Origin of the sequence: Clostridioides sp. ZZV14-6009 (genome assembly GCF_020658095.1) — a bacterium.
GTDB lineage: Bacteria > Bacillota > Clostridia > Peptostreptococcales > Peptostreptococcaceae > Clostridioides.
In genome coordinates this window covers 105,529-118,233 of sequence record NZ_JAGWDG010000002.1, presented here as the reverse complement: position 1 = coordinate 118,233, position 12,705 = coordinate 105,529, and the positions used below count along the sequence as shown (strand labels likewise).

Genomic DNA, 12,705 nt, shown 5'->3' with positions numbered 1-12,705 from the left:
TACTTATATAATCTATCAAGTAAATATATTTTACTTTTAACTGACATTTAACCTTTAAAATTAAAAATATACTGATTTTATTAAATAATAACTACTTGATTTAGCCAATAATAAAGAATATAGTAACTATATAGATTATAAAAAGATAAGGAGCGTACAAACCTTGGAAAAACAGTATTTTACTACAGGTGAATTTGCAAAACTATGTGGTATTTCTAAGCAGACATTGATTTTTTATGATAAAATAGGTATTTTTTCACCCGAATACAAAGATAGAAACAATTATAGATATTATTCAGTATATCAGTACGATACATTAGATATATTACAGTCATTAAGAGAAATAGGAATGAGTTTAGAAGAGATAAAAGAATATATAAAAAATAGAAGCCCTCAACTTTGTGTAGAAATGCTTAAAGAAGAAGAAAAAAAGATAAGAGAGAAAATAAAAAAATTAAAACAAATAAGTTCTAAAATACAAAACAGGATAAATACTACAGTTGAAGGTATTTCTAAGATAGATAATGAAGAAATCTATATATCCAATAGATGTGAAGAATACTTAGTATTATCAAGTGATTTGAGTAGTATAAATGATGGTAATTTTATGATGGAATTAATTGATTTTACAAATTACTGTAAGTCAAAAAATCTGTATCAGGGGTATGAATTAGGAGCAATAGTAAGTAATGAAAATATAAAAAACGGAGACTATTTAAGTATATCAAGTTTTTATTTAAAAATAGATAAAAAAATAAAAGATAAAAAGCTATATATAAAGCCAGAAGGAATGTATGGGTGTATAAAGCATATTGGAAGATATGAAGACTCTTATAAGTCCTATGAAAAATTAAAAAAATATATATATGATAATAACTATAAAATTATTGGTAATTCATATGAAGAAAGTATACTTGACTTTTTTTGTGAAAGCAATGAAGAAAATTATATGACTGAGATTTCAATTCAAATATCTATATAAGAATTAAAAATTAAAATAGAGGTATATTTAAGTAATAAGTAATTTTACTTATCACTTGAATATACCTCTATTTTAATAATAAAGTATATGAATTTTTAAATAATACTTATAGGATAAAGTTTAATGTTAACTAAATACTAAGTTATACAAATAAATTATAAACAAAAGTTGTTAAAAAACAAACAACAAAAGCAAGTACAGTAGGCATTAAAAATCCTAAGGCAGTCCATTTTAAACTTCCAGTTTCTCTTTTTATAGTCAAAAGTGTTGTTGCACAAGGCCAATGAAGTAAGCTAAATAACATAACATTTAAAGCTGTTAAATAAGTCCAGCCATGTTCTCTAAGAACTTGACCTAGAGCGCTAAAGCTATCTAATTCTATCATAGAACCAGTTGCTAGATAAGCCATTAAAAGTATAGGTATAACTATCTCATTTGCTGGAAATCCAAGAATAAAAGCCATTAATATGAAGCCATCTAGACCAATTAGTTTAGCTAAAGGGTCTAAAAAGTTTGCAACATGTGATAATATGCTCAAATCTCCTATATAGATATTTGCAAATATCCAAGTTATGACACCAGCAGGTATAGCTACCATTATAGCTCTTCCTAAAACAAATATTGTTCTATCTATTATAGAAGTATATAAAGTTCTACCTATTTGAGGAACTCTATAAGGAGGAAGTTCTAATGTAAATGTAGAAGGAACTCCTTTTAATAATGTTTTGGAAAGAGTATAAGAGACCAACAGTGTTATTATAACTCCTAAAATTATTAATAATGTTATACAAAATGCAGTTGCTATACTAGATACAAAAGAGCTAGTTATAACAGAGCTAAAAAATATTGTAGATATGGCTATTAAAGTAGGAAAACGACCATTACAAGGTACAAAGTTATTTGTAAGTATAGCAATAAGTCTTTCTCTTGGAGAGTCAATTATTCTACAACCAATAACTCCAGCAGCATTACATCCAAATCCCATACACATAGTCAGGCACTGTTTACCATGAGCACATGCTTTTTTAAATAGATGGTCTAAGTTAAATGCAACTCTTGGCAAATATCCAAAATCCTCAAGTAATGTGAATAATGGGAAAAAGATTGCCATAGGAGGTAACATTACAGAGATTACCCATGCTAAAGTCCTATATAATCCCAACACTAACATATCATTTAACCATGATGGACAATTAATGCTGTTTAATATATTTGAAATACTTGGCTCAAATCCAAGTAATAAATTAGATAGTAAAGTGGATGGATAGTTAGCACCTTCTATAGTAATCCACAGTATAGTACCTAATAATAAGAGCATTATTGGCAATCCAAATATTTTAGATGTTAATATTTTATCTACTTTTTCCTCTCTATCTGTTGATTTTTTAGCATTATTAGAACAACACTTATCACTTAACTTTTTAGCATAATCATAATTGATTTTAGTAAATTCATCTCTAGTCTTCTGTTTGTTTATATCATTTGGAATTTTTTTCTTTACTTCATTAATAGCATCTATAGAATCTTTATCTATATAATTACTCATAGATTCAAAAATACTTTCATCGCCATCAATAAGTCTAAGACCCAACCACCTAGAATTTATATTTGGCATGATATCATCTAACTCTGATTGAATTGATTTTACTGTGTTTTCTATATTTTCGCTGTATTTTACTGGCTTATTATTAAATTTATATCTATCAAAAGATACATCGTTTAAAGTCTCTAATAGCTCATCCATACCAGAACCATTTCTTGCAGCAGTTAAAACAACTGGAATTCCAAGAGATTCCTCTAAGAAATCTTTATTAATATTAATACCTTTTTTTCTAGCTTCATCTATCAAATTTATACACAAAATGACTTTATCTGTGAGTTCCATTACTTGAAAAACTAAATTTAAATTTCTTTCAAGACATGTAGCATCACATACTACAATTACTGCATCTGGATTACCAAAACATATAAAATCACGAGCTACCACTTCTTCTTGTGACAAAGCAAATAGAGAATATGTTCCTGGTAAATCTATTAATGCATATTCTGTATTTTGATATTTAAAATTACCACGAGCTGTAGCTACAGTTTTTCCTGGCCAATTTCCAGTGTGTTGTCTAAGTCCAGTAAGATGATTAAACACAGTACTTTTGCCTGTATTTGGATTACCAGCTAGTGCAATTACAAACTGGTCTTCCTTGTTATCTATATCAAACATGTCTTTTAAAGAACTCATTTTAGTTGAGTTGTGTGTTAAACCCATATTAATATCCTCCTGATATAAAATTTTAAATGTCAGAAACTAATATTAGTCTACTTTCTTCTTGTCGTAGAGCTATCTTGCTACCTCTGATGTTGTAGACAGTTAAATTATTTTTTGGTCCTTTTCTAACTACATTTATAACAGCTCCTCTAGTAAGACCAAGTGCCAACATTCTCTCTCTTAAATTACCACTAGATAATATATCTTCAACTTTAACAGTTTTTTTCACTTGAATATCATTAAGGTTTTTCATAGTAGCACCTCCATGCATGAAATTTAGCCTGAGCTAATCTTCTTATTCTAAACTATGCATTACATTATTACCTTGTTACTTTTCGCAAAAAAAAGATAGGCAATATGCCTATCACAAAGTTGGGTATAATTCTTACTTTTGGGGAAAGTAGAATATAGAATAAAAATTAACATTTTAAATCTATATAATTATTGAATTTTGATAATAAAAAAGTCAGAAAGCGCAAAAGCCTTCTGACTTATATAAGGTATTTTCAAATACCTAGATATCAATTCAATATTTAATTTATGATTTAATTATATATTAACAATGTTAGCTTGTCAACACTATAATCTCATTTTAATATGTTCAATACCTGCTTCATCATATACTTCTGAAATTTCTTTAAAACCACAAGATAAGTAAAGATTTTTTATGTAAGCTTGTGCTGATAAGGTTATGTTATTTTCATGCAAATTAACTTTTACAAAGTCTATAGCACAGTCCATCATTTGCTTTGATAGCCCTTTTTTTCTATGAGTAGAAAGAACTAAAACCCTACCAATAGAAACATCATTATAAGAACTATATTCTTTAGGAATTATTCTGGCATAAGCACAAATCAATTCATTGTCTTCTAAAAATATATGATAAGAGTTTTTGTCTATATCATCGTAATCATTTAATGAAAATATTTTTTGTTCACACGCAAATACTTCATATCTTGATTTGGCTATTTCGTAAAATTCATTTAAACTCAAATCATTAAAGTGTTTTATTTTAAACATAATAATTACCTCCTAAGTATATTAAAAACTTAATATTAAGATATATTATACCATTTTATAATTTTTAACAGAAATACTTTTATTAAAATATGTATGTGTTAAAAATATTTTAAAAAAGTGTTATACTGTATTAAAAATAAAATATTAGTTAGAAAAATTATAGTTTGTGGAGGAGTTGTTTTGGATACTACTAAAAAATTAACTGAAGCGGCTTTATTGTCGTCTTTATTTATAGTAATAACAATTATAGCTGTAGGTACTGGATTTGGATATGCCATTTATTTAGATTTTATAGTGCCAATATTTTTTTGTATAATATGTTTAAAGTGTGATTTAAAGTATACTGTTTTATCTGGAATTACATCACTTTTAATAATTTCCTTGGTGCTTGGAAATTTGGGAACTGCTATTTGGGCAAGTCAGAGTGTATTACTTGGTATAATATGTGGTTGTTTGATAACTAAATCATCAACAGTTATGGATGATTTAGTATATGGTTCAATGCTTGGAGTCATTATAATGGTTTTTATTGATATATATGCTTCAGCACTAATAGGATACAGTTTTATGAGCGAATTTCAGGGATACAGCAAATTGATTTATTTTCATGGATATACAGATTTTATTTATTACTTAATGATAGCACTATTTCCTTTTGGAATGGTTTTTTGTATATATATTTTAAGTTTAGTTATAGGACATAAATTACATATTTTAAGTTCTAATTCTTTAAAAAAGTTTTTAGTATTTAAAAATTTTAGACTTTTAAATCAATTTTTATGTTGTTCAAAGAAAGTTTTTTATATGTGTGTCTTTTATTTAACTATCTTTGAAATTACAAATATATTGAATATTAAAACTGAGTTAGTTTATTTAAAAACAAGTTTTATATCAATTGGGTATTTGTGTACGTATTTTGTCATTAGAGATTCTTGTATGTCACTGCAAAATTTTATAATAACTAAATTTAGAAAAGTAGCATATGCTAGAATTTCTTTCTTGATAGTAGTTATATCTTTATTTCTAATGTTTAAGATAACTGTTATTGGATTAATAATTATAAATGCATTTTTAAATAAGAAAATGAATGTAAGATTGACTCAAATTAATATTGTCAACAAACAAATAAATATTTTAATTGAAAAATAAACTTTATGCATTGGTAAAAAATATAAAAAAATAGTATAATGTAAAAAAACATGTATATAATAATAAAAAAGGTTGACAAAATGTAAAAATAATAATATATTATGAGTAAGTTAAGAAAAACTTCTTGTAATTGATGAAATAATCTGAATATATAAATGCTGTGAAGAGAAGAAGTAGAGCTGAATTTTATTTAACAGAGAGTTCCAGTTTGGTGAAATGGAATAAATTGATTTAGTTTGAATACATCTTGGAGCAATGTCTCTGAAAGATAACAACCACTAAGAGATATCGGAATAGTACACGTTATAGTATATGAGTAAATAAATTATACTCTATAGAGATTAATATCGTGAGATATTGATGAACTAAGGTGGTAACACGTAAGCAATGCTTTCGTCCTTTTAATAGGATGAGAGCTTTTTTTATTATAAAAATAAAAATCATAGATTATATAAATATTTTAGGAGGTATGAAAATGAAATCGATAGACGAGCAAATACGAATAATTATGAAAGGTGTAGACGATTTAATAGACGAAAAAGAGTTAAGAGAAAAGCTTATCAAATCAGAAAAAGAAGGAAAACCTATGATAGTAAAATTGGGGTTAGATCCAAGTGCTCCAGACATACATTTAGGTCATACAGTAGTTCTTAGAAAAATGAAACAACTACAAGACTTAGGTCATCAAATAGTAATTATAATTGGAGATTTTACAGGTAAAATTGGAGACCCAACTGGAAAATCTAAAGCTAGAAAAGCTTTAACAACAGAGCAAGTTCTTGAAAATGCAAAAACTTATGAAGAACAAATTTTTAAGGTTTTAGATAAAGAAAAAACTATTGTAAGATTTAATAGTGAATGGTTAGCTAAATTAAACTTTGAAGATGTAATAAAATTAGCTGCAACTATTACTGTTGCGAGAATGTTAGAAAGAGAAGATTTCAAGAAGAGATATGAAGGACAAATGCCAATATCAGTGCATGAATTTTTCTATCCATTGATGCAAGCATATGATTCAATAGCATTAGAAGCGGATATAGAGCTTGGTGGAACTGACCAAAGATTTAACTTATTAATGGGAAGATCATTACAAAGAGAATTTGGTATGGAATCTCAAATAGTAATAATGATGCCTTTAATAGAAGGATTAGATGGAAAAGAAAAAATGAGTAAGAGTTTAGGTAACTATATTGGAATAGATGAAGAAGCTGGAATAATGTACCAAAAATCTATGGAAATTCCTGATGAACTTATAATTAAATACTATAATTTAGTAACTGATGTTCATCCTGATGAAGTTAATAAAATTGAAACTCAGTTAAAAGATGGTTCAGTAAATCCAAGAGATATAAAAATGAATCTAGCGAGAGAAATAGTAACTTTATACCATGGAGAAGAAGCTGCTAAAGAAGCTGAGGAAAGATTTAAATCTGTATTCCAAAAAGGTCAAATACCTGAAGATATACAAACAATTCAAGTTAAACAAGAAGAATTTGATTTAATTGAAGTATTAGTTTCTAATGAGCTTGTTAAAAGTAAGAGTGAAGTTAGAAGACTAGCATCTCAAGGTGGAGTAAAAGTAAATGGTGAAAAAGTGGAAGATTTAAGTACAGTTGCTAAAGAAAGCGAACTTGTTGTTCAAATAGGAAAGAAAAAATTTGTAAAAATAGAGTTAGTAAAATAGAGTAAAATAAAGGCAAGTTTATTGATTATATAAAAGTACAATCAATGAACTTGCTTTTTTGTTATATTAAGGTTTTAAATTGGTAACCATTATCTTTAAAATATGTTATAATTTGGTCTAGTGCATTTACTGTTTCTTGCTTTCCATAAGTATCATGCATTAAAAGTACAACCATTTCTTTACCTTCAGAAGATTTCTTTGCATGTTCAAATAACTCTTGAGCATTTTTCTTTTTACCTTCTGCATCAGCATTTAGAGCATTCCAGTCGATTGATGCCATATTTTTTTCTTTTAAGTAGTTACCCAAAGGCTCCATATTTTTCCATGACATATACCCACCTGGGCATCTAACTACATGTGATGAAAAATTCTTTCCTAGAACTTTCTTCATGGCTTCATCTGTTTTATTAAGCTCATTTACAAATGTATCAAGATTTAGGCTTCTGCCAGGATATAGTTTTTTGTAGTCATGAGAATATGAGTGATGAGCTATTGCATTTCCCTCATCAAATGTTCTTTTTAAAATTTCGTTGGCACCTTTTCTTTCAAGAGAATCTCCCTTAATAAAGAAAGTTCCTTTAACATCGTGTCTTTTTAAGATATCTAGGACTTGTGGAGTATTAGTAGTAGATGGTCCATCATCAAATGTAAGGAATACTATTTTTTCTCCATTATTTGAATAGTCGTATTTGTTAAGCTTATCCCAAACTAATTTTGCGTCATATCCATATTCTTTTGCAGCTTCTTTTTTTGCACCAATGATAGGTTCATTTTTTTCTTTTTCAATTCTTTCTTTTTCTAATTTTTCAGCTTTAAGCTTTTCTTGAGTTTCTTTAATTTCTCTTTTCTTGGACATATCCGCCCATGCCATAGAAAAAATACCAATAACTATTACGACAATTATAGTAAGTGCCATAGTTTTCTTTTTTCTTTTTTTTACCATGATTTCAACATTCCCCCTTTTTGTCGAATTGTATCAAAAATATATTATAATTATATCGAAGAAAGTAGAAAAAGTAAACCGACAAAGTTGTAACTAAAATAACTAAAGTGTAACTTATACAACATTATTTGCATAATATTAAAGTATCCTAGATATTGAAATTATCTATAAAAAAATTTAATATAAGTAAAAAAAATATAAAAAAGGTAAAAATTTATTAAAAAGGTGTTTACAAAAAATGATTAATATATTAATGTTAAATAGTGGATATAAATCTAGATTTAAAATACTGAAAAAATTTACTATAACTATATAAATTTATAGTAATGCTTATAGAAAAACTCTCTTGCTGTTTAGGGGGTTTATAATTTTGCAAAAAAATAAAAAGGAGGGGGCTTTATTGAAAAAATACTTTGGAGAAATAGGACTAATATTTATAGCAATTATATGGGGAAGTGGCTTTGTAGCAACCCAATTTGCACTAGATGGTGGGCTTACACCTCTACAAATAATAACTATAAGATTTTTCTTGGCAGCTGTAATTATGAATTTATTGTTTTTTAAACAAATTCGTGCCAATATTGGAAAGAATTTATTAAAAGCAGGAGGGCTTTTAGGAATATTTTTATTTCTAGCCTTTACAGTACAAACCATTGGACTTATGTACACTACACCATCTAAAAATGCATTTATAACAGCAGCAAATGTTGTAATAGTTCCATTCATAGGATTTATACTTTATAGAAGAAAACTTGATAAAATAGGATTAATAAGTAGTTTAGTAGCCCTTGTAGGTATAGGTATACTTTCTTTAGAGGCTGATTTATCTATTAATTTTGGAGATTTATTAACGCTTATATGTTCATTTGGATTTGCATTTCATATATTCTTTACTAGTGAATTTGCTAAAGATAACAATCCAATGGCATTAACAGCTATTCAATTTACTGTAGCATTTTTACTGTCTTTAGTAGTTCAGACATTTGCAGGACAGTTGAAAATGGAAGCTGAATTGTCTGGATATATGGGAACTATATATTTAGCTATATTTAGTACTTCAATAGGATTTTTATTCCAAACTATATGTCAAAAGAGAGTTGATGGAACTAGAACAGCCATAATACTATCTACTGAAGCTGTATTTGGAACTATATTTTCTATAATAATTCTAAAAGAAGCTATTACAGCCAAATTAGTTATTGGTAGTATATTGATATTTGGTGCAATTATAACAGCAGAAACTAAATTATCATTTTTAAAAAGTAAAAAAGTAAAACTTAAAGAGTCAAAAGATTCTTCACTAGAAAGTATTTAAAGAGACAATTGTTTCCTAATTAATCAAATAAAGTATATATTATGTAGAAATTTGACATCAAAACTTAGTTGATACCGATGTTTCAAAGTGATAAAATTAATTAGGAAATAAATTTTATTTTTAGTGTTTAAACTATAATACAGGGGGTATATATATTCTTGTAGCAAGTTATTAAACTTTAAAAATAAAAATTTAATTAATATAAAATTGGGAGGAAATTAATTATGAAAAAATTTGTTTGTACAGTATGTGGATATATACATGAAGGAGATGCTGCACCAGCACAATGTCCAGTATGTAAAGTTGGAGCTGATAAATTCGAAGAAATGAAAGGTGAAATGGTTTGGGCTGACGAACATAGAATAGGAGTAGCTCAAGGTGTGGATGCAGAAATAATCGAAGGATTAAGAGCTAACTTTACTGGTGAATGTACAGAAGTAGGAATGTATTTAGCAATGAGTAGACAAGCTGATAGAGAAGGATACCCAGAAGTAGCAGAAGCATATAAGAGAATAGCTTTTGAAGAAGCAGAACATGCTGCTAAATTTGCAGAACTTCTTGGAGAAGTTGTAGTTGCAGATACAAAAGAAAACTTAAGAGTTAGAGTTGACGCTGAATATGGTGCAACTGATGGAAAATTAAAATTAGCTAAGAGAGCTAAAGAATTAGGATTAGATGCTATACATGACACAGTACATGAAATGTGTAAAGATGAAGCTAGACATGGTAAAGCATTCTTAGGATTATTAAATAGATATTTTGGAAAATAATAATTAAAAATATAGATTAAAAGGAGAAACTTTGGTTTCTCCTTTTTTAAATTATACAAAAAATATAAACAAATCTTTGTAATAAAAGGGTGAAGATAATATGAAATCAGTATCTGTTAGAAGTTGCAAGAATTATGAGTATGAAAATGTAAGATTTTCTATTGAAAAAATTTTAGATGACATTGGAGGACTTAACAAGTTTGTAAAAAAAGGAAGTAAAGTACTTGTAAAACCAAATCTATTGATGAAAAAAAAGCCTGAAGAAGCTACAACTACCCATCCTATGGTAGTAAGGGTTGTATGTGAAAAGCTTTTAGAATTAAATTGTGACATAGTAATAGCAGATAGTCCTGGTGGACCATATAATCAAGGTTCTCTTAAAGGTATATATAAGACATCTGGAATTGAAGAGGTAGCAAATGATTTAGGTATCAAATTGAATTATGATGTTTCAGATGTTAAGATACACAGTGAAAAAGCACATGCTCTTAAATATATGGACATTATCAAACCAGTAATAGATGCTGATTATGTAATAAATCTTTGTAAATTAAAAACACATGTAATGGCAACTTTTACTGGTGGCACAAAAAACTTATATGGATGTATAGCTGGATTAAAAAAAGCAGAAATACATTATAGATTTCCTACAGAGGAATTATTTTGCGAAAATGTACTTTTAGATATTTGTGATTATGTAAATCCAACACTGACAATTATGGATGGAATCGTAGGGATGGAAGGGGATGGACCTTCAGCAGGAAATCCTAAAGAAATAGGTGTTTTATTAGCATCACAAAATCCATATGCTATAGATGTTGTTGCATGTAAGATTATAGGTTTGCTTCCAAACAAAGTTGCTACAATTAGAGGAGCTATTAAAAGAGAGTATATAAAAGAAGACTTTTCAGATATTGAGATTGTAGGAGAAGATATAAAGGATTTAATTATAAAAGATTATAAGGTACCAAATGTAAGTAAAGATTTAAGGCTATTTTCTGTAAAATTGCCAAAATTTTTAAATGAACCTATTTCAAAACTTATAACACCAAAGCCAGTGGTTAGATTTAAAGACTGCATAAAATGTGGAAAGTGCAAGGAAGCTTGTCCTGCAAATACCATAGAGATGGGGAATAAAGGTGCTCTTATAGATTTAAATAAATGTATAAGATGTTACTGTTGTCATGAACTTTGTCCTAAAAAGGCTATTGATGTCAAACGTAATTTTGTATTTAAGTATGTAAAATAATGTATAATATTATATGAGTCTATATAAATGTAAATTATAAAGGAGAAATAGTATGATTTTAATTAAAAATGGTAGAGTGATAGACCCTAAAAGTCAAAGAGATGAGAAAATAGATTTAATTATAAAAGAAAATAAAATCTATAAAATAGGTAATTTTGATGAAAATGATGAATTTGAAAAAATAATAGATGCTAGTGGGAATATAGTTGCACCAGGATTAGTAGATGTACATGTACATTTTAGAGACCCAGGATTTACATATAAAGAAGATATAGATAGTGGAGCTAAATCTGCAGCTAGAGGGGGATTTACAACAGTTATATGTATGGCAAATACTGACCCAATTGTAGATAATGAAGATACTTTTAACTATGTAAAGGAAAAAGCAAAAAATGCATGTATAAATGTTTTACAAGCAGCAGCCATAACGAAAGGTTTTGAAGGTAAAGAGTTAGTGGATATGGAAAATCTTAAAAAGGCTGGAGTTCCAGGATTTACTGATGACGGATTGCCTTTAATGGATAGCAGTTTAATTATGGAAGCAATGATTAAGGCAAAGGAGTTAGATGTACCACTTAGCTTTCATGAAGAAGACCCTTCTTTAGTTGGAAATCCTGGCGTAAATGCAGGAAAGATAGCTTCAGAGCTTGGTCTAAAAGGTGCATCAAATGTAGCAGAAGATGTAATGGTTGCTAGAGATTGTATGTTAGCACTAAAAACTGGTGCTAAGATTGATATACAACATATAAGTTCTGGTGTTTCTGTTGATATGGTTAGATTTGCAAAATATCTTGGAGCAAACGTAGTTGCAGAAGCTTCACCACATCACTTTACACTGACTGAGGAAGATGTGTTAGAGTTTGGAACAAATGCAAAAATGAATCCACCTTTAAGAACTAAGTGGGATAGAGATAAGATTATAGAAGGATTAAATGATGGCACTATTGAGATAATAGCAACAGACCATGCACCTCATAGTAAAGAAGAAAAAGACAGAGAGTTTATAAAAGCTCCAAGTGGTATTATAGGGCTTGAAACTTCGTTGTCTCTTGGAATAACAAACTTAGTATATAAAAATCATCTTAGTATGATGCAGTTAATAGAAAAAATGTCTACAAATCCTGCAAAGCTATACAATTTAAATGTTGGTTTTATAGAAGAAGGAGCAGTAGCAGATATTGTTATATTTAATCCTGAAGAAGAATGGATAGTTGAAGATTTTGTTTCTAAAGCTGACAATTCACCATTTAAAGGTAAATCTTTATATGGTAAAGTTAATTATACTATATGCAATGGAGAAGTTGTATACAACGCTTAAGATTGTGTTTTA

11 protein-coding genes and 1 other annotated feature are annotated in these 12,705 nt (G+C 28.0%); of the genes, 7 read left to right on the top strand and 4 right to left on the bottom strand.

What is annotated here, in order from left to right:
* Positions 1–163: 163 nt before the first annotated feature.
* On the top strand, positions 164–982 hold the full coding sequence (locus KGF36_RS03845; RefSeq protein ID WP_227827372.1) for a MerR family transcriptional regulator: 819 nt from the start codon (positions 164–166) through the stop codon (positions 980–982).
* A 142-nt stretch (positions 983–1,124) separates the two neighbouring features.
* Here the strand turns inward: KGF36_RS03845 and feoB are convergent, their stop codons facing one another.
* From feoB to KGF36_RS03830, 3 genes are all read right to left on the bottom strand, one after another.
* The gene (gene feoB / locus KGF36_RS03840) at positions 1,125–3,245 is read right to left on the bottom strand and encodes a ferrous iron transport protein B (RefSeq protein ID WP_227827373.1); all 2,121 of its coding nucleotides are present in this window, start codon (positions 3,243–3,245) and stop codon (positions 1,125–1,127) included.
* A 25-nt stretch (positions 3,246–3,270) separates the two neighbouring features.
* A complete protein-coding gene (locus KGF36_RS03835; protein ID WP_227827374.1) occupies positions 3,271–3,498 on the bottom strand; it encodes a FeoA family protein in 228 nt (75 codons plus the stop codon).
* Between the two features lie 326 nt (positions 3,499–3,824).
* Complete coding sequence (locus tag KGF36_RS03830) at positions 3,825–4,265, bottom strand: GNAT family N-acetyltransferase (protein ID WP_227827375.1); 441 nt, start codon at positions 4,263–4,265, stop codon at positions 3,825–3,827.
* A 180-nt stretch (positions 4,266–4,445) separates the two neighbouring features.
* On the opposite strand from KGF36_RS03830, the gene KGF36_RS03825 reads away from it, so the two are divergent.
* Both KGF36_RS03825 and tyrS read left to right on the top strand, forming a co-directional pair.
* Complete coding sequence (locus KGF36_RS03825; protein WP_227827376.1) at positions 4,446–5,414, top strand: DUF2232 domain-containing protein; 969 nt, start codon at positions 4,446–4,448, stop codon at positions 5,412–5,414.
* A 151-nt stretch (positions 5,415–5,565) separates the two neighbouring features.
* Positions 5,566–5,818 (top strand) — a binding site (T-box leader).
* 71 nt (positions 5,819–5,889) lie between these two features.
* Entirely contained in the window at positions 5,890–7,098 is a 1,209-nt protein-coding gene (gene tyrS / locus KGF36_RS03820) for a tyrosine--tRNA ligase (protein ID WP_227827377.1), read from the top strand.
* Between the two features lie 61 nt (positions 7,099–7,159).
* Here tyrS and KGF36_RS03815 read toward each other — a convergent pair whose 3' ends face one another.
* Entirely contained in the window at positions 7,160–8,041 is an 882-nt protein-coding gene (locus tag KGF36_RS03815) for a polysaccharide deacetylase family protein (protein ID WP_227827378.1), read from the bottom strand.
* A 370-nt stretch (positions 8,042–8,411) separates the two neighbouring features.
* On the opposite strand from KGF36_RS03815, the gene KGF36_RS03810 reads away from it, so the two are divergent.
* The 4 genes from KGF36_RS03810 to KGF36_RS03795 all read left to right on the top strand — a co-directional run bounded on the left by KGF36_RS03810 (position 8,412) and on the right by KGF36_RS03795 (position 12,693).
* Entirely contained in the window at positions 8,412–9,356 is a 945-nt protein-coding gene (locus KGF36_RS03810; protein WP_227827379.1) for a DMT family transporter, read from the top strand.
* A gap of 224 nt (positions 9,357–9,580) precedes the next feature.
* Positions 9,581–10,126 carry an NADH peroxidase gene (locus tag KGF36_RS03805; RefSeq protein WP_003420048.1) on the top strand — a complete coding sequence of 182 codons (546 nt, stop codon included), beginning with the start codon at positions 9,581–9,583 and terminating at the stop codon, positions 10,124–10,126.
* 100 nt (positions 10,127–10,226) lie between these two features.
* Complete coding sequence (locus tag KGF36_RS03800; RefSeq protein ID WP_227827380.1) at positions 10,227–11,375, top strand: DUF362 domain-containing protein; 1,149 nt, start codon at positions 10,227–10,229, stop codon at positions 11,373–11,375.
* A 52-nt stretch (positions 11,376–11,427) separates the two neighbouring features.
* Positions 11,428–12,693: a dihydroorotase gene (locus KGF36_RS03795; RefSeq protein WP_227827381.1), complete on the top strand. Its 1,266-nt coding sequence runs from the start codon at positions 11,428–11,430 to the stop codon at positions 12,691–12,693.
* Positions 12,694–12,705 lie beyond the last annotated feature (12 nt).